19 protein-coding genes and 1 pseudogene are annotated in these 17,922 nt (G+C 56.1%); 1 reads left to right on the top strand and 19 read right to left on the bottom strand.

Going from position 1 to position 17,922, the window contains the following annotated elements:
- Window positions 1-44: 44 nt before the first annotated feature.
- The 13 genes from NITSA_RS06200 to NITSA_RS06140 all read right to left on the bottom strand — a co-directional run bounded on the left by NITSA_RS06200 (window position 45) and on the right by NITSA_RS06140 (window position 13,745).
- Complete coding sequence (locus NITSA_RS06200; protein ID WP_013554167.1) at window positions 45-500, bottom strand: hypothetical protein; 456 nt, start codon at window positions 498-500, stop codon at window positions 45-47.
- A complete protein-coding gene (gene carB / locus NITSA_RS06195) occupies window positions 497-3,766 on the bottom strand; it encodes a carbamoyl-phosphate synthase large subunit (protein WP_013554166.1) in 3,270 nt (1,089 codons plus the stop codon). The genes NITSA_RS06200 and carB overlap by 4 nt, the downstream gene beginning before the upstream one ends.
- Before the next feature lie 175 nt (window positions 3,767-3,941).
- On the bottom strand, window positions 3,942-5,090 hold the full coding sequence (mreC, locus tag NITSA_RS10895) for a rod shape-determining protein MreC (protein ID WP_013554165.1): 1,149 nt from the start codon (window positions 5,088-5,090) through the stop codon (window positions 3,942-3,944).
- A 20-nt stretch (window positions 5,091-5,110) separates the two neighbouring features.
- Window positions 5,111-6,154: a rod shape-determining protein gene (locus tag NITSA_RS06185; RefSeq protein WP_013554164.1), complete on the bottom strand. Its 1,044-nt coding sequence runs from the start codon at window positions 6,152-6,154 to the stop codon at window positions 5,111-5,113.
- Window positions 6,155-6,163: 9 nt separating this feature from the next.
- On the bottom strand, window positions 6,164-7,381 hold the full coding sequence (gene clpX, locus NITSA_RS06180) for an ATP-dependent Clp protease ATP-binding subunit ClpX (protein ID WP_013554163.1): 1,218 nt from the start codon (window positions 7,379-7,381) through the stop codon (window positions 6,164-6,166).
- Complete coding sequence (lpxA, locus tag NITSA_RS06175; RefSeq protein WP_013554162.1) at window positions 7,381-8,169, bottom strand: acyl-ACP--UDP-N-acetylglucosamine O-acyltransferase; 789 nt, start codon at window positions 8,167-8,169, stop codon at window positions 7,381-7,383. Before lpxA ends, clpX begins: the two co-directional genes overlap by 1 nt.
- Window positions 8,169-8,627 (bottom strand): 3-hydroxyacyl-ACP dehydratase FabZ, encoded by a 459-nt coding sequence (fabZ, locus tag NITSA_RS06170; RefSeq protein WP_013554161.1) that lies wholly within the window; start codon window positions 8,625-8,627, stop codon window positions 8,169-8,171. The genes lpxA and fabZ overlap by 1 nt, the downstream gene beginning before the upstream one ends.
- A gap of 85 nt (window positions 8,628-8,712) precedes the next feature.
- A complete protein-coding gene (locus tag NITSA_RS06165) occupies window positions 8,713-9,801 on the bottom strand; it encodes an epoxyqueuosine reductase QueH (protein ID WP_013554160.1) in 1,089 nt (362 codons plus the stop codon).
- 165 nt (window positions 9,802-9,966) lie between these two features.
- On the bottom strand, window positions 9,967-10,308 hold the full coding sequence (locus tag NITSA_RS06160; protein WP_013554159.1) for an FUN14 domain-containing protein: 342 nt from the start codon (window positions 10,306-10,308) through the stop codon (window positions 9,967-9,969).
- A gap of 3 nt (window positions 10,309-10,311) precedes the next feature.
- On the bottom strand, window positions 10,312-10,899 hold the full coding sequence (locus tag NITSA_RS06155) for an ABC-type transport auxiliary lipoprotein family protein (RefSeq protein WP_013554158.1): 588 nt from the start codon (window positions 10,897-10,899) through the stop codon (window positions 10,312-10,314).
- Window positions 10,896-11,828: an MlaD family protein gene (locus NITSA_RS06150; RefSeq protein WP_013554157.1), complete on the bottom strand. Its 933-nt coding sequence runs from the start codon at window positions 11,826-11,828 to the stop codon at window positions 10,896-10,898. The genes NITSA_RS06155 and NITSA_RS06150 overlap by 4 nt, the downstream gene beginning before the upstream one ends.
- Entirely contained in the window at window positions 11,818-12,627 is an 810-nt protein-coding gene (locus tag NITSA_RS06145; protein WP_013554156.1) for an ABC transporter ATP-binding protein, read from the bottom strand. The genes NITSA_RS06150 and NITSA_RS06145 overlap by 11 nt, the downstream gene beginning before the upstream one ends.
- 2 nt (window positions 12,628-12,629) lie before the next feature.
- A complete protein-coding gene (locus NITSA_RS06140) occupies window positions 12,630-13,745 on the bottom strand; it encodes an ABC transporter permease (protein ID WP_013554155.1) in 1,116 nt (371 codons plus the stop codon).
- A 95-nt stretch (window positions 13,746-13,840) separates the two neighbouring features.
- On the opposite strand from NITSA_RS06140, the gene NITSA_RS06135 reads away from it, so the two are divergent.
- The gene (locus tag NITSA_RS06135) at window positions 13,841-15,133 is read left to right on the top strand and encodes an MATE family efflux transporter (RefSeq protein WP_013554154.1); all 1,293 of its coding nucleotides are present in this window, start codon (window positions 13,841-13,843) and stop codon (window positions 15,131-15,133) included.
- A gap of 195 nt (window positions 15,134-15,328) precedes the next feature.
- Here NITSA_RS06135 and NITSA_RS06130 read toward each other — a convergent pair whose 3' ends face one another.
- The 6 genes and pseudogenes from NITSA_RS06130 to NITSA_RS06110 all read right to left on the bottom strand — a co-directional run bounded on the left by NITSA_RS06130 (window position 15,329) and on the right by NITSA_RS06110 (window position 17,919).
- Window positions 15,329-16,078, bottom strand: coding sequence for a site-specific integrase (locus tag NITSA_RS06130; RefSeq protein ID WP_245526288.1), 750 nt, complete (start codon window positions 16,076-16,078; stop codon window positions 15,329-15,331).
- A 201-nt stretch (window positions 16,079-16,279) separates the two neighbouring features.
- Window positions 16,280-16,426: pseudogene (locus NITSA_RS11770) on the bottom strand (Arm DNA-binding domain-containing protein); the annotation flags it as partial.
- Between the two features lie 53 nt (window positions 16,427-16,479).
- Window positions 16,480-16,707, bottom strand: coding sequence for a hypothetical protein (locus NITSA_RS06125; RefSeq protein ID WP_013554152.1), 228 nt, complete (start codon window positions 16,705-16,707; stop codon window positions 16,480-16,482).
- Entirely contained in the window at window positions 16,704-17,057 is a 354-nt protein-coding gene (locus tag NITSA_RS06120) for a hypothetical protein (protein ID WP_013554151.1), read from the bottom strand. The genes NITSA_RS06125 and NITSA_RS06120 overlap by 4 nt, the downstream gene beginning before the upstream one ends.
- Window positions 17,058-17,069: 12 nt before the next feature.
- A complete protein-coding gene (locus NITSA_RS06115; RefSeq protein ID WP_013554150.1) occupies window positions 17,070-17,357 on the bottom strand; it encodes a hypothetical protein in 288 nt (95 codons plus the stop codon).
- A 106-nt stretch (window positions 17,358-17,463) separates the two neighbouring features.
- Window positions 17,464-17,919, bottom strand: a complete 456-nt coding sequence (locus NITSA_RS06110) for a hypothetical protein (RefSeq protein ID WP_013554148.1) — start codon at window positions 17,917-17,919, stop codon at window positions 17,464-17,466.
- Window positions 17,920-17,922 lie beyond the last annotated feature (3 nt).

Genomic DNA, 17,922 nt, shown 5'->3' with positions numbered 1-17,922 from the left:
GAAATTTTTTGGAATTATACCCTAGTTCCGTTTACCGCGGAGTATTAACGGATCCGCCGGATCCGCTCCTTGCCTAGGCGCAGAATCGGCGAGGGGGGAGCGGGGGTTCCGAGGGGTTCGACGACCACGTCGGCGTTTTGGCGGGCGAAGTTTTCGTCATAAGGGGCTCCGGCTCGGTTGGCCGAGGTGGTGTACGCCCATCCCCCCAGTCGCGCAAGCAAGAGGAGATGACGGGGATCGCGGATCAGGCGAAAAGAGTTCCCGTTGGGGAGGATGAAGGTCGTCCGTTTACGGCGCCGGACGAGGCGACGGTGTTTTGCCGGAACACGGCCCAGACGGCGGAGGGTATGCAGAGAGTCTAGAGCGTGAATGTAGCGTTTATGCCCGGGGCGCCCCTTGATCCGGTCGAGGCGGGAAGTGTCCTGGCTGAGGAAACCCACCGTCGTATCGGTATCGCTGAGAAAAACCAGTTTTCCCAGAGGCGCCTGCGGGAGTTTCATGCCTGGGAAAGGTAGTCCTGCAGGGCCTTGGGTTCGATGGCGCCGGAACTCTTTTTCAACTCCCTAATCGCCAGGGCCGCCGCTTTGGCCGCCGCCAGGGTGGTGAAATAGGCGACATGGTTGGCCAGGACCGACTGGCGGATCTTCTTGGCGTCCTCTTTGGCCGCTTTGTTGTCGGAGGTGTTGATGGCAAGAGCGATCTCTTCGTTGCGGATCATATCGTCGACATTGGGGCGGCCTTCGCTGATCTTGAGCACCTTGGTGCTGGGGACTCCGGCGGCTTCCAGGGCGGCGTGGGTCCCGGAAGTGGCGACGATCTCGAAGCCCAGCTCTGTGAACATCAGGCCGATCTCCCCGGCGTAGGGCTTGTCGGTCTCCGTCAGGGAGAGGAAGACTTTGCCCTCCAGAGGGATCAGGTTCTTCGAGGCGAACTGGCTCTTGGCGAAGCTCATCCCGAAGGTGCCGCTGATCCCCATCACTTCGCCCGTCGATTTCATCTCGGGCCCGAGGATCAGGTCGGAGCCGGGGAGCTTGTTGAAGGGGAAGACCGCCTCTTTGACGGCTATGTGGTTTTTGAGTCTCGGCTCCATCGGCACGGTGTCGTAGTTGACCACTTTAAACGTGTCGTAGAACTCCAGGGCTTCGCGCAGGTCGCCCCTCACCATGACCCGGGTAGCGACCTTGGCCAGGGGGACTCCAGTGGCTTTGGAGACGAAGGGGACGGTCCGGGAGGCGCGGGGATTGACTTCGATCAGGTAGATTTCACCCCGGTGGATGGCGTACTGGATATTAAGCAGGCCCACGACTCCGAGCCCCAGGGCAATCTCCATCGTTTGGCGCTTCACCTCTTCGAGGAGTTCGGCATCCACGGAGACCGGGGGGAGGGAGCAGGCGCTATCTCCCGAGTGGATCCCCGCCTCTTCGATGTGCTGCATCACCGAGCCGATGTAAACCTCTTTGCCGTCACTGATGGCATCGACGTCGAGTTCGACGGCATTGTCGAGGAATTTGTCGATCAGGACGGGAGAGTCGTTGGAGACCTGGACCGCCTCGTCCATATACTCCCGCAGTTCGGCGTCGTTGTAGACCGTGCGCATCGCCCGTCCTCCCAGGACGAAGCTGGGGCGCACCAGGACCGGATAGCCAATGCGGTTGGCGATGGCGATGGCTTCCTCTTTGGCGAAGGCGGTGCCGTTGGCTGGCTGCTTGAGGCCCAGTTTTTCGATGAAGGCGCTGAACTTCTCCCGGTCTTCGGCCAGGTCGATGACCCGGGCGGGGGTTCCTATGATCTTGGCGCCGATGGCGGTGAGGTTTTTGGCCAGTTTCAGGGGTGTTTGGCCTCCGAAGTGGACGATGACCCCATCAGGTTCCTCGGTTTCGATCACTTTACGGACATGCTCGAAGTCGATGGGCTCGAAGTAGAGCACGTCGCTGGTATCGTAATCGGTGGAAACCGTCTCGGGGTTGCAGTTGTACATCAGGGAGTCGATCTTCATATCCTGCAGGGCGAAGGCGGCGTGGACGCAGCAGTAGTCAAATTCGATTCCCTGGCCGATCCGGTTGGGGCCTCCGCCGATGACGAGGACCTTCTTTTTGCCCGCTTCGGGTTTGCGGCCCGCGTCGGGGAGGGGGGTGATGTTGGTGGTGGAGTAGAGGTAGGGGGTGAGGGCTTCGAACTCGGCGGCACAGGTGTCCACCTCGTTGTATTGCTGCTCAACGCCCAGCTTTTTGCGGGCGGTGTAGATATCGTTTTCGGTGAGGCTGAGCCCCTCTTTTCGGTTGAGGACCGCCGCGATCATCGCATCGCTGAAGCCGTCGCATTTGAGGCGGTGGAGCTGTTCGGCGTCGTGGAGGGTCTCCAGGGTGACGGCGGCTTCAGCGGCGGCTAACTCTTCAAACTGATAGAGGAACCAGGGGTCGATGCGGCAGAGCTCGTGGATCTCTTCGACACTCTTGCCCCGGCGCAGGGCTTCGAAAACGTAGCGGAAGCGCTCGGCATTGGGGCGGCGGATCTCCCGCACCAGGGTCTCTTCGTCGCAATCGACGGGGTCGAAACCGATGAGCCCCGTCTCCAGGGAGACCAGGGCCTTTTGGAAAGACTCTTTGAAAGTCCGCCCGATGCTCATCACTTCGCCCACCGATTTCATTGCGGTGGTGAGGGTACTGTCGGCCATGGGGAATTTTTCGAAAGTGAAGCGGGGGATCTTGGTGACGATGTAGTCGATGACCGGCTCGAAACTGGCGGGGGTACCGGTGATGTCGTTACTGATCTCATCGAGGGTGTAGCCCACGGCCAGGAGAGTGGCGACCTTGGCGATGGGGTAGCCGGTGGCCTTGGAAGCCAGGGCCGAGGAGCGGGAGACCCTGGGGTTCATCTCAATGACAATCATACGTCCCGTCTCGGGATTGACGGAGAATTGGACATTCGAGCCGCCGGTATCGACGCCGATCTCCCGCAAAATGGCGAAACTGGCGTCCCGCATACGCTGATACTCTTTGTCGGTCAGGGTCAGGGCCGGTGCGACGGTGATGGAGTCGCCGGTATGGACGCCCATAGGATCCAGGTTTTCGATGGAGCAGACGATGATGCAGTTGTCGGCGCGGTCGCGGATGACCTCCATCTCATACTCTTTCCATCCCAGGAGCGACTCTTCGATAAGGATTTCATTGATGGGGCTGGCTTCAAGCCCACCTTTGGCGATCTCTTTGAACTCGTCCATATTGTAGGCGACGCCGGAACCCCCGCCGGCGAGGGTATAGGAGGCGCGGATGATCAGGGGAAAGCCGATCTCTTTGGCGGCGGCGATCGCTTCATCCATATTGTAGGCGTATTTGGAGATGGGAAGGTCCATCCCGATCTTTTGCATCGCCTCTTTGAAGGCTTGGCGGTCTTCGCCTTTTTTGATCGCCTCGGGATTGGCGCCAAGGAATTCGACCCCGTCGAGCATCCCCCGCTCATACATCTCCATCGCGACGTTGAGGGCGGTTTGGCCTCCCATCGTGGGGAGGATGGCATCGACCTTCTCTTTTTCGATGATGCGGGCGATGATCTCGGGTTCGATGGGTTCGATATAGGTGCGGTGGGCAAACTCGGGATCGGTCATAATGGTCGCCGGGTTGGAGTTGATCAGGACGACCCGGTAGCCGAGCTCCTTGAGGGTCTTGGCGGCCTGGGTACCGGAGTAGTCGAATTCACAGGCTTGGCCGATGACGATGGGGCCGGAGCCGATCAGTAAAATGGTTTGGATATCTTCGCGCTTGGGCATAGAGAGCACCCCTTCGGTTTTAGTTGGATATTATACTCGAAAGTCCCATAGAAGCGTATTAGTTATTTTCAGAGAGCTGAGAGTTGAGAGCTGAGCGTTGAGCGCTGAGAAGATTGGTGCCATTGACTTCCGAATCCCAAATCCATAATCTTCAATCTTCTATCTTCCATCCCACTCAGGGGCGGGTTTCGTTTAGGATGTCGAAGGGGGAGGGATGATGGCGTTTTCGGGGTGCTTTTTTCTCCGGGATGGGTTGCTGTTGGAGCGGTCCCATATTCTCTTTCGGGAGCGTCTGTTGTTGGGTCGGCAGGGTCTTGGCTTTCGGCAGGGTAGAGCTTTTGGGGTGTTTTTTGGGTTTGTTGATCCTCACGGGTTTGGGTTCGGGTTCCTGGGGGATCTCAAACTCCGCGGGATTGATCTCCAACTCTTTGGTCTGGACCGCTTCGGGAATACTGCTGATATTGTGATCGGCCTGGCGGGGTGCCTGGTGGGCATAGGGATACTCTTGCCCGGGGAAGGAACGGTTCTGATCGTAGGAAGAGGCCAGATAGGGCTTGGCATCGGTGATCAGGAAGAAGAGCCTCGGGTGCATCGTATCGGCATAAGGGCGGACGTAGGCGGTTTTGTAACTCCCCTCGATGGCGACGCGGACCACTTCTCCCACGGGGACATAGGCGAAGAAGATCCCGTCGAGCCCGCTGGTCTCGACCCGGTCACCCGGTCGGATTTTAGCCCATTTTGGGATGTATTTGACGGCGATGAGCTTGTCGCCGGTTCCCATAGCGATTCCCGGGTAGCGTTTGGGCCCGGTATAGACGCTGAAACGGCTTTTGGGATTGGTGATTAGATAGCCGTAGAGGATCCCCTTTTTGAGTTGGGCGGTTCCGGCGACCACTTCATCCTGGATCAAGCCATAGACCTTGCCCTCTTCGAGGGGGGTCTTTTTGGGAAGGCTGAGGAGGATTTCGTCGAATTTGTTGAGCTTGACATAGGAGACGGTATCGACAAGGGTGATGTTTCTGTAGGGAAGCTTCTGCAAAGAGGGAAGCTTGTTATAAATACTGGCGATCTGCCGCAGGTAATGGGTTTGGTCGAGGAGGTATTTTCTCAGGACCCGATTTTCCCGGGTGAGCTTCTCGATCTGCTCTTTTTGCATCAGGTAGCTGTGGCTCTTGTCACTGAGATTGCGAAGGATGTTTTTGTATCCCGTTTTGATGGGATTGATGAAACCGATAAGGCTGCTTCGGATTCCCTGCCTGTTTTGACCCAGGAGCACAAAGAGGATCGTCGCCAGGAGCAGGAGGAGAAGGAGACGGGACTTCATTCAGTATCGGAAAACGACGATCAATCGTCGAAAGCGGCCTGCTGGAGAAGATCCAGCTCATCCAGGGCTTTGCCGGTACCTTTGGCGACCGCCAGAAGCGGGTCTTCGGCGATGTAAACCGGAAGCTTGACGATATCGGAGAGGTATTTGTCCAGGCCGCGGATCAGGGCCCCGCCGCCGGTGAGGACCACTCCGTTTTCCACGATATCTCCGGCCAGGTCGGGAGGAGTTTGCTCCAGGACGCTCTTGAGGGCTTCGGCGATCTGCTTGAGCTGTTCAGCCATCGCTTCACGGATATGCTCACTGGTGATCTCTACGGACGTTAGGGTCCCCTCCACCTGGTCACGACCCCGCACAGTGGTGATGAGCTCCTCATCGAGTTTGATGGCGGTCCCGATCTTGATCTTGAGCTCTTCGGCGACCCGATCCCCGATCAGGAGGTTGAATTTCTTTTTGACATAATCGACGATGGAAGCGTCGAGTTTGTCCCCGGCGACTCGGATCGATTTGCTGATGACCAGGCCGCCCAGGGAGATGACGCCGATCTCGGTGGTTCCGCCCCCGATGTCGACGACGAGGTTCCCCTGGGGATCTTTGACCGGCAGGCCGGCCCCGATGGCGGCGGCCATAGGCTCTTCGATCAGGTAGACATAGCGGGCGCCGGCATTGAGGGCGGACTCTTTGACCGCTTTGCGTTCAACCTGGGTCAAACCGTAGGGAACGCAGATGACGACCCGGGGAGAGGAGAAGCTTTTTCGCCCATGAACTTTGCGGATGAAGTATTCGATCATCATCTCGGTGACGTGGAAATCGGCGATGACGCCGTCTTTCATCGGGCGGATCGCTTTGATGTTCCCCGGGGTTTTACCGACCATGTTTTTGGCTTCCTGGCCGACGGCGAGGATGTGCTCCTGGCCGTGCTTGTCCACCTGGATGGCGACGACGGAGGGTTCGTTGATGCTGATCCCCTGGCCTTTGACCAGGACCAGGGTGTTGGCTGTCCCGAGGTCGATGGCCAAGTCTTTGGAGAAGGCCCCGAAAATGTTTTTGACAAATCCGAACATGCTGATCCTTTATGCGCTTTTTTTCTGTTTGAGATAGAGAGGCTGTGCTTTCTTCTCCACGACATCAGGGGTGATGACCACTTCGTACCCTTCCAGCTCAGGTAGTTCGTACATGATATCCAGCAGGATCTCCTCGAGAATGGAGCGTAGACCCCTGGCCCCTGTTTTGCGCTCGATGGCTTTTTGAGCGATCTTCTCCAGGGCTTCGGGCTGGAAGGTCAACTGGACCCCGTCGAGCTCGAAAAGCTTCTGATACTGCTTGACCAGAGCGTTTTTCGGCTCGGTGAGAATGCGGACCATATCCTCCACCGTGATAGGGTTGAGGGTGGCAATGACGTGCAGACGGCCTATGAGCTCGGGGATCAGGCCGTAGTTGACCAGGTCGTCGGGCTCCACGAAACGCAGGAGGTTCTCCTCCTCGTTCTTGCTGTGCTGCTTTTGCCCGAAGCCCATAATGTTTCCACCCAGGCGACGTTTGATCATTTCATTGAGTCCGTCAAAAGCTCCCCCGCAGATAAAGAGGATGTTGGACGTATCGATCTGGATGAAATCCTGGTTGGGGTGTTTGCGTCCTCCCTTGGGCGGGATGTTGACGACGGAGCCTTCGATGATCTTCAGCAGGGCCTGCTGGACCCCTTCACCGGAGACATCCCGGGTGATGGAACGGTTCTCACCCAGGCGGGCGATTTTGTCGATCTCGTCGATGAAGACGATTCCCTTTTCGGCTTTGTCCACGTCTCCGTCGGCGGCCATTAGGAGTTTGGTAAGGATGTTCTCCACATCTTCGCCTACATAACCGGCTTCGGTGAGGTTTGTCGCATCGGCAATGGCGATGGGCACATCGAGGAAGCGGGCGATACTCTGGGCCAGGAGGGTTTTCCCGCTTCCGGTGGGGCCGATGAGCAGGATGTTGGATTTGGAGATCTCGGTATCGTCGTCTTCAATATGCTTGAAGAGGCGCTTGTAATGGTTGTAGACGGCGACGGAGAGGGTCTTTTTCGCTTCCTCCTGACCGATGACGTATTCGTCGAGAAAGTGTTTGAGTTCTTTGGGGGTCAGGAGTTTGGGGTTGAATTCCCTTGCCGGCTGCTGTTCCTCTTCATCGCCGAAGAGGATTTTGTAGGCGGAGATGACACAGTTGGAGCAGATGTAGGCATTGTTGCCCGCAATGAGGGGATTCTCTTCCCGTTCGAGGCTTCCGCAGAAGCTGCATTTTTTTGGTGACATTATTGTTTCCTTTTAAAGGGAATCCCGCGTTGGGATTCCAGAATGAAGCGGCAGAGATTGGCGACGGCGGGATGCTCCGTCGACTTCCGTAGGGATTGGGCCGTCTCTTTGAGCGGCTTGCCGCTTTCGAAAAGTTCCCGGTAGGCCTGCTTGAGTGCGTCGATGGTTTCCCGCTCCATTTTGCGGCGCAGGCCGGTGAGGTTGAGGCCCCGCAGGTGGGCCCGGTTGCCCTCGGCCAGGCAATAAGGAGGGATATCCTGGCTCAGGGCACTGGCCCCGGCGATCATCGCATAGTCGCCGATCCGGACGAACTGGTGGATCGGCGTCATCCCGCCGACAACCACATGGTCTCCCAGCTCCACATGCCCGGCCAGGGTTGCCGCATTGGCGAGGATGCAGCGGTCGCCGATCCGGACATCGTGGGCGATGTGGACATAGCCCATCAGGAGATTCCCGTTGCCGATACGGGTGACTCCGCCGCCCCCTTCGGTCCCCGGGTTGATGAGGGTGAATTCCCGGATGATGTTCTCATCCCCGATCTCCAGGCGTACCTTTTCTCCGTGGTATTTCAGATCCTGGGGGATCGACCCGATCACGGCGTGGGAAAAGATCCGGTTCTTTTTACCGATGCGGGTCGCTCCCTCGATAAGAGTATGACTGCCGATCTCGGTCCCGTCGCCGATGCTGACTTCCGGTCCGATCACGGTGTAGGCTCCGATGCTGACCTCTTCACCGATTCGGGCTTTCGGATCGATCAGTGCGGTAGGATGGATAGAGTTTGCTGACATCACTTGTCCACGATCATCGCTTTGAGCTGGGCTTCCGCCACCAGTTTCTCATCGACGTAGGCTTTACCGTCGAGGAACCAGACGGCGCCTTTGTTTTTGACGACCTCCAGACGGTAGACGAGCTTGTCTCCCGGTGTGACGGGAGCACGGAACTTGGCTTTGTCGATACTCATAAAGTAGACCACCTTGTCCTGGGTCGCTTCCTGCCCCTGGCTGTCCATACTTTTAAACGCGAGCACTCCGCCGGCCTGGGCCATTCCTTCGATGATCATAACGCCCGGATAGATGGGGTGATCGGGGAAATGGCCCTGAAAGACCGGTTCGGAGATGGAGACGTTTTTGTACCCTTCGACCGAGCGTCCCGGCTCCAGGGCCGTAATGCGGTCCACCAGCAGGAAGGGGAAGCGGTGGGGGAGGATCTTCTGAATCTCGATGACGTTGTAGAGCGTTGCTGACACGGATGACCTTTCGGTGGGAATCTGCTCCGGAACACCGTCGGAGCATAATGAGCAATATTTTATCGAAAATAGGTAAAGAAGCCGTTTATCTTTCGAAGGGAAAGATCAGCCGTTCCCGGACATCCTCGAAGAGGCGGGTCTGGAGGGTCAATTCGACCTTGTTCTCGGGGATCGACTCCACGACGAGCAGGGCGCTGAGATCGTAGGGGCCGGGGAGGAGCTGGTGCCGCAGCTCGAGTTCCTCCTCGAAGGTGGGAGGATGGAAGATCAGTTCGGTGACATCACGATAGTTGCGGCCGCTGAGGCGGTTGTAGCTCTCCAGGGTAATGAATTTGACTTCATCCCGGTTCATTATGGCCACTTCGCCGATTAGCTCTTCGATCCGTCCCCGGGTATAGGAGCGTTTGAGGGTGGAATAGGGGAGGATATGGGCGGGGACGGGACTTTTTCGCACCCTGAGCAGCCCGGAGAGCAGCCGCCAGTTGAGGAAACGCTCTCTGACGATGCGGTATTCGAGCCCCTGCGCTTCGAGTTCGAGACGCCGGGTGTAGAGCTCCAGACGCTCTTCGATCGATTCGGGTTGGATCTGCCCCGAGATCGGTACCATCAGCTCATCGGCCAACTTCTCCTGCTGTTGGCGCTGGATGGTCAAGCCGAAGAGGCACCCGCAGTAATCCTGTCGGTAGAGCTGGGCCTCTTTGGCCATAATGTTTTGCTCCTGGGTCCCTGACGCCTTGCGGTAATCGGGGGCGATGAACTCCAGGCCGTAACGTCGGGCCAGGCGTTCTCCCTCTTCGCGGAGTTGCTTGAGGGATTTTTTGGGAGAGGTCAGCAGGGTGGAGGTGAAGCGCCGCTCACCCAATTCGGCTGCTTTGGCGGCAGTCACTTCAAAGCGGCGGTCGAAACAGACGGCGCAGCGCCGCCCCTTCTCCGGTTCATTCTCCAGGCCGCGCACCGCTTCCATCCAGCTTTCGAAATCGTAAGGGCCCTCGATCAGCTCGATCCCGAGTTGACGGCAGCTGCGCTCGACTTCCAGTAGTCGTAAACGATATTCACTATAGGGATGAATGTTCGGGTCATAGAAAAAACCGATGAGCTTCTCTTCGGGGAAATCCTCTCTGAGTTTTTGGAGGAAATAGTGGCTGTCGACGGCGCAGCAGATGTGGACTAGCATAATTTTTCCTTTTGGGAAAAATTATGGAATGAGGAATGAGGAATGAGGAATGAGGAATTTCGGTCTGTGTCGCTTTGCGACACCTTTATTGGAGTTATTCGATCTTTCATTGTCAGCCTTATTCGGTTGCTCAGTTACTCATTACTCGGTTACTAGTTATTAGTGTTATCCCATCTTGAGCCCGGCGAAGAAGCCGGCGACGGAGGAGGTGCCTCCTGCGACTCCGAGGCGGGAGAGGCGCTCTTTGAGGAAGAGGGCGAAATGTTGGAAGAGGGTCGAGCCCTCGGAGACGGTTTGGGTGAGGCCCTCTTCATTGAGGGTGATGAGGTGCTGATGCTCCAGGATGAAAAGCAACGCTACCGCCAGTCCTCCGAAAAAGAGCAGGATTTTGAAGCTCTTTTTGATTACATAGCCGACGGAGAGGCCGATGAGGAAACCGCTCCCCATCTGCAGCCAGGGAAGCCCCGGCAGATGCTCCTGAATGACACGGGTCAGATTCTCATCCATCGCTTATCTCCTCACACTGCTCAGCCAGCGGATCATATCAGTCGAGAGCCGGAAAATGGCCCGGTTGGCCGCTTCGACGAATCCCCGGGCGTCGGTCTGGGTGCAGGGGATGCTGTAGTTGAAGATTTTCGAAGCGATCAGCTTCTTGTCCTCGGTACGGATCAGTCGCAGTCCGATGGAGATTTCGGCCGTGGAGCCCTGGGGGGTGATCTGGTGTTCGAAACGGTAGACGGTGCATTCGAGTTCATAGGGGGCATCGGCCTGGGACGCGTAGTCGAGGACATTGCGCGCGATGCCGCTGCGTTGAAGGGCTTCGATGAGGTTGGCCATCAGGATCCGGTTGAGGGATTTGCTCCACTGGCTGTAGCCGTAGTAGGATTGGGTCAGGTCACTCCGGCTGAAATAGATACGGGTCCCCATCGTATCCTCGATCCCCTTGGGGTAATCGACACGAATGGCACTGAAACGGGGATGGACTCTGGGAAGATTTCCCGCTGCGTCGAGGGTATACATATGGATCGTTTTGCCGCTGCATCCGCCGAGCAGAAAGAAGAGAGCGCCCGCAATAAGCAGAGAGAGTAGATTTTTCATTCACCGGGTCCTTTGGGTGGGCTTCCCGCACCGAAGATCAGGGAGCTGGGATGCCGGCTCAGGTTTTTCAAATCTTCAGCGAGCTCCTGGTAACTGTAGCTGAGCTCTTTGATGTCGATCTGTATGGGACGGATCATTTTGCGCAGATCGTATTCGCCCCGTTTCAGACGACGGTCAATCCCTCTGGCAAGGTCGGCGATATTACGGCCCGCTTCATCCACATGATCCATAAGGGGCGGGAGCTTCTTTTGCAGTGTATCGGTCACCTGGTCGACGGAATCTACCAATTGGGCGCTGCGTCGATCGAAATGGGCCAGGGTACGGTTGAATTCATCGGAGAGAGTGATGAGTCGATTCTCTACGGCGACCGCTTTGCCGGTAGCTTCGGCCGTATTGTTGAGAATCTTCGTCAATTGCTGTTGATTATGTTGACTGAAAAGTTTGTTGAGGCCATCGGCAGTGTGCTGGAGTTTGTCGAGAAATTTCGGAGCGCTTTCGCTAAGCCGGTGCAGAAGTGACGGGTGGGTTGGGATGACCGGGATCTGTCCCTCGGGTGCCGTCAAGCGAGGTGCCCCCTTTTTGCCCCCTTCGATCTGGACATAGGAGAGGCCGGTGATCCCCTGGAGCTTGAGCAGGGCGTACATCCCTTTGACGATGGGGGTTCCCGCTTTGAGGCGGATCTTGACCCGGATCCGCTCGACATTGGTGGGATCAATTTCGATGCGGCTGACCTTGCCCACATCGACCCCCTTGAGTTTGACGGTGGAGTCCATCGTGAGCCCGTCAACAGGTTCGGTGAAATAGAGATAATAGTAGTCGTATTTTTCCTCAAAGCCGTATTTGGCGAGCCAAAAGGCGAAGGCGAACGCCAGGATGGTAAAGAGCAGCACAAAGAGACCGACAAGAGTATAATTAATCTTACTGTACATCGCTGGCTCCGCTCCCGGCTGAATCTTTTGCGTCTATTTTACCCATAAATCGTTTGGAGATGTATTCGTTCTTGAAAAAGCGTTGCACAAAAGGATGATCTGTCGCCATCACTTCCTGGAGGGTCCCCTCGGCGACGACGTGTTTGTCGGCCAGGACCGCCATACGGTCGACAATGGTGAAGATGGAGTCGAGGTCGTGGGTGATCATCACCACGGTGATGTCCAGGGCATCCCTGAGATCGACGATGAGCCGGTCGAAGGCCCGGGCGCCGATGGGGTCCAGTCCCGAAGTGGGCTCGTCGAGGAAGAGGAGCTTGGGGTCCATGGCCAGGGCCCGGGCGAGGGCAGCCCGCTTGATCATCCCACCGCTGAGCTCGGAAGGGTAGAGAGCCGCGGCCCGGCTATGGAGCCCCACCATCTCCAGCTTTTCCCGGACGATCTTCTCCCGCAAATCCTTTGGGATAGAGGTGTACTCTTTCAAAGGCAGAGCGATGTTCTCTGCGACGGTCAGGGAGGTGAAGAGGGCCCCGAATTGAAAAAGCACTCCCCAGCTTCGCCGCAGCTGATGCCGCTCGACGTAGTTGAGATGAGAGAGCTCCTTGCCCAGGACTTTGATCGTGCCGGAGGTAGGCCGTAGCAGCATAATGATCTCTTTGACCAGGACCGATTTTCCCGCGCCGCTCTCTCCGAGGATGCCGTAGATTTCCCCCGGATAGACCGTCAAATTGACCCCGTCGTGAATCACTGTGTCGCCGAAACGGGTGACGATGTTGCGCATTTCGATGATCGGTTCGGCCATGCTCAATATCCCAACTGAGTGTAGATGACGGCAAAAAGAGCGTCGCAGGCAATGACGAAAAAGATCGCGTGAACCACACTGGCGGTGGTTTCGATCCCGATGCTTTCGGTATCTCCGGTCACCCGAAAGCCGTGAAAACACCCTGTCGCGGCGATGATCAGGGCGAAGAAGGGCCCTTTGACGATTCCCAGGATGTAGTGCTTGGCCGCCAGGACTTCCTGCAGTCTTTCGATAAAGAAGGTGAAGGAGAGATCGACCTGGACCTTGGTGGCGATCATTCCTCCCAAAATTCCGATCACATCGGAGAAGAAGATCAGCAGGGGCAAAGCGATCATCATGGCGACAATCCGGGGAATGACCAGGAAGTAGAAGGGATCGAAGCCCAAAGTCTGCATGGCGGCGATCTCTTCGGTGATCTTCATCGTCCCGATCTCCGCGGCATAGGAGGAGGCGCTGCGTCCCGCGATGACGATGGCGGTGATCATGGGCCCCAGCTCCCGGGTAATGGCGATGCCGATCCCGTCGACGACGTAGATATCCGCCCCGAACTGAACCAGCTGCACGAGACTCTCGTAGGCGATGACCAGCCCCACCAGAAAAGAGGTCAGGCCGATGATGAAAAGGGCATTGACGCCGGAGTGCTGGATGTGGTAGACGGTTTCGCGCATACGGAAGTTGGAGGGCTTGAAAAGCAAGCGCAGGAAACTGACGGAGAGTTCCCCCAGGAAATGAAAGAAGTCGCGCACGACTTTGAGCTCTTCGACGGTGGCTTTGCCGATACGCCAGAGCAAACCTTCCCGCCGTTTGGGCAGAGGTTCTTCACCGTATCCCCGCTCGATGAGGTGCAGCATTTTCTCTTTTTTCTCATCGAGACCGGTGATTTCGCACGCTTTGCCCGCCTTTTTCATTCGCTCCCGCAGCTCTAGAAGCAGGAGGATTCCCGCGCTGTCGAAACGCTGCACCTTTCCAAAATCGATCCGGCAGCGTGGAGTCTCGGGGAGGGGGAGGCGGCGGAGCTCCTTTTCGATGAGTCGGGCCTGATCGAGAGTCCAGTCTCCCTGACATTCGATAAGGGTCTCTTCGCCGTTTTTACGGAGTTTCAGCGGGCTTTGATTCATAGGCAGATTATAGCGTCATAGTTTTAATCGGCTTCATTTCCAGGGCTTGCCTATAGGGGAAATCGGCTAGAATCACGCAGCGAAAAGGAGCAAATATGAACCGGCAGATCCTCCGCCTGGCCCTTCCCAATATCCTGGCCAATATTTCCGTTCCTCTCATCAGCTCCGTCGATACGGCGCTTATGGGGCATCTCTCGGCAGCCCATCTGGCGGCGCTGGGGATCGGGGGGATGATCTTTATGTTCCTCTACAGCAGCTTCGGTTTCCTCCGGATGGGCACGACGGGAATGACGGCTCAGGCTTTCGGAGCTGGGGACGGGCACACGCTCAGCGCGACCCTCTATCGGGCGATGATCCTGGCATTGATCCTGGCGCTCCCTATGATCATATTTGAAAATATTATTTTTGGACTCGCCGCTGAGTGGATGAATGTGGAGGCGAGCTACCGCTCTTTGGCCCAGGAGTATTTCTCCATACGAATATGGACGGCGCCCGCGGTGCTGTTGATGTTCGTTCTGACCGGCTTTTTCTTCGGGATGCAGAATTCCCGCTACCCCCTCTATGTCACCGTGCTGGTCAATCTGGTCAATGTGGGGCTCAGTATCTTTCTGGTCCGGGTTTTGGAGTGGGGGATCGCCGGGGCGGCCTGGGGGACGGTGGTGGCTCAATATGCGGGATTGGCCTACGCCTTTTGGCTGCTGGGGCGTTACCGCGCTTCCATACAAAGGGTTCGGCGCAGGGAGCTGCTGCGCTGGGAAGCGCTTTCGAGATTCTTCCACGTCAACCGCAATATCTTTATCCGGACGCTGGCGCTGACCTTTTCTTTGGCTTTTTTCTATGCCCAGGCGGCCAAGGGCGGCGAAGTGACCCTCTCGGTGATGATCCTGCTGCTGCAATTTTTGATCTGGAGCAGCTTCGCCATCGATGGCTTCGCCAATGCCGCAGAGAGCCTGGTGGGCCGATACTACGGAGCGGGGGACCGTCGATCTTTCGCCGCGGCGGTCAAATACTCCCTGCTCTGGGGAGGGGGCCTGGCGATTCTCTTTTCCGTATCCTATGGCCTATGGGGCGGGGCGATCCTGAGGATCTTCACCGACAGTCCTCCGGTCCTCGAAGCGGCCGAGAGGCTCTTGCCTCTGGCTTCGCTGCTGCCTCTGTTGGCTTTCGCCGCCTTCATCTACGATGGGATTTTCATCGGGATGACCGCTGTCAAAGCGATGCGCAACGCCGTCCTGAGCGCCACGGCGATCTACCTGGGGAGTTATTACCTCCTCAAGAGCTTTTTACCTCTGGAGTGGGCGCTTTGGATCTCTTTCTTGGGATTTTTCTTTTATCGTGGGGTATTGCAGTGGTGGATGTTTCGGCGCAAAGGATGGGAGCTGAAGTAGCCTGAGATAATATAGGAAACAGCGTAAGAGAGTGAAGTTTCGATCTTCTGGAATGAAAAAGGGTGGGAACTCGGAATGCAGCTATGCTATAAAATGAATAGGTCAATTGAAAAATGTGTAATTTTATTATTAAAAGAATGTTTGAAGTGATGGCTCCGGATGCTGGAGCGATTACAATTCCCAAAATATGGGCGCTCAACCCAGGGTGTCGGCTACTTTGTCAGTAGCTTTTTTGTTGAATGGGTCAATTTCGCGGCTGATCTTGAGGTGCTGCTCATTGATGAACCGCGCGTAACTCTGCATGATCTGTTGGGCGTTTTTGTGCCCGACGATCTGCGCCAATTCCAGAACCGACAATTCTCCACTCATTAACATGTGGGTGATGAACGTGTGCCGCGTCGTATAGAGATCGCGGTATTCTATTCCCAGCCTCTCCATCAGGTTTTGCCAGTGATACATCACTTTTCGCGCCCCGTTGTAGTGGCCTCCCCTCGGTGACTCGAATAGCCATTCCCCCGCCTGCATAAGCTGGCCCCGGAGGTAGGGCAGCAGCGGATCAAGGATCGGCACGGAGCGCACGGAGTAGGCCGTCTTTGGCGTCGTCACCTTGCCGTGCCGGATGTTCCGCTCGATGCGGATAACCCGGCGCTTCAGGTCGATGTCCTCCGGCTTGATCGCCAGGATTTCCCCAGGTCGTGCGCCGGTGTAGAAGGCGACGGCCAGGTAGTTTCTAAACCACCCGGCAGCACTCTCCAGGATCAGGGCCACCTCTTCGGTGCTGAATGGCGTGCGGTTCCTGGTAGGGGCCGTCTTACCGGGCAGCTTGATCCCTGTGGCCGGATTGACCTGGATTGCTTCATAGTCCTTCGCCATCTCCAGGATGCCGCCAAGGACGTTTACATATTTGCGGGTAGTAGTGGGGCTTATCGTTTTCAGTAGCCCCATTGCCCAGTCTCTTACCATCCCGCGTGTGATCTTGTCCACGTCGGTTGATTTGAACTCGGCTTCCACCCGCTTAACCATCTGCAAGAGTTCCCAATAGGTCTTCAGGTGCTCTTTGCTCTCCAGGTATTTTGCGGCATAATGTGAAAGAGCTTTCGGTATCTCGTCGCGGCGTGCTTCTTCTGCAAGTGCGCCACTTTCGATGCGACGCTCAAGCTCCGGGATCACCCGCTCCCTGAGATACTTCCTATTTGCCGGGGTATCATCCAGCCCCGTGCTCTTCTGTTTTCTTTTCCCGTTCACGGTATATTGCAAGTATAGCCGTGAACCACGTTTGTAAATACTGACCATTTTATATCCTTCTGGTCAGCCGAAAACCGGCTATTCATTATAACAGTTGTCTTTTAAGACACCTTTTTCAGAATGTCTTCTGTCCGCTCGTCGCGTTCTTCGGAGCGCACCCAGGCTTCCATCGCCGCTACGTCCCAGAACGGCTCTCTCTCTGTGGGCGGCTGGTGGTAGTGCTTGCCCTTGATGAAGATTACGTCCTTGTTCTTCTTGATCCAGCGGACGGAGCGGCCAAGGAACTCTGCCATTTGTGATGTTTTGAGGTATTTGGGTTTAGTGTTCATTTTTGTGCATCCCCCCGTTTAGGTTCAAATTTATCACTGTAAAACCACTTGCACATACCGCAAGCAGGGCTATTTTTGTTGTAGTGCTTGCAGTTTTCGCATAGCGGCAATATCTTTTCTTCGCACCCACCGAAAAATGGAGAAATGTTAAAACCCTTTATCCCCCTCTGTTCTCTATATTTCTGATATACGTCATTGTCGATAAGCGCGCAAAACGCGTCATCAAGCGCATCACGAATCGCAATACTGTCATAGCACGTCAAATAGTTGTTTATCCCTTGGGCGGCTTGAAAAAACCGACCTATCGCATACTCCTGCATCCCCTTGTGCGCCCTTGTCTTAGTGCTCATCTTTCTGCCTCCTTATCCGGCATTGAATGACGCACAGATGACGCCAGGCTTCACGTCTCTATCTGTAGTCCCCAAAAACTTTACTTTGATATTCTCCAGCTTATTGGCCCAATCACCTCTTTCCTCCGGCTCTGCGCATTTTTGTTTATGGGGAAGGAAACACCACCCATTATTCACCCAGGCATATGCTCCATCAGGAGATATCTTCCTGGCCTGATCTTCGTCTTCGGCATAGACCACCATCGAATCGTAGGTGTCGTACCCGGTGTTCTCGTCCTGTGAAAGTAGATATATATTCATCTATGCCTCCTTTGCTTTTCATCCCATACCTTTTTGCTGCCACTGTATCTGGCGACAACTCTCTTGCTACCGTCCTTTTGGATGGCGTAAACCTTGTCGTCCACTGCTAGTCCGATGATCCAGCCTTTTGCCATTTCTTTCTCCTCATTCTCGGCCTCTTGAAGTGCCGGGACCCGCTCAGGTCCTTCCGTCGTGTCGTGGCCCGTATGTCACGGATATAGACGCCTCTCGTCATTTCTCCGTTATGTCTTTCCGAGTGCTCAAGGGTGGCACGGAAATAGCCGCCGATCATATTGTCTGTATTCAGGATCACTCTGCCTCCGGCTTCCCTGACGTAACACTCTTCGCCAATGGCTGCGGCGATCTGGTGGAGTCTGCGGAAATGCCGGGGATAGAATTTCTCGATGTGATACTCTTCCCATTGATTGACGAATTTCACATCAAGGAACTCGTCGCCTCGCTCGTCCACCTTCTCAAGCATCTCGATGATCTTGAGTGTCTGCGGCCCCGGGCGGGCGTTGTAAACGATCTCGCTCTCGAACTCCGTGACGTCTATTTCCATCGT

The organism is Nitratifractor salsuginis DSM 16511 (assembly GCF_000186245.1).
In the GTDB taxonomy this organism is placed as follows: Bacteria; Campylobacterota; Campylobacteria; order Campylobacterales; family Sulfurovaceae; genus Nitratifractor; species Nitratifractor salsuginis.
Note: the sequence above shows the minus strand (reverse complement) of the source record. Positions and strands in the feature narration are given on the sequence as shown.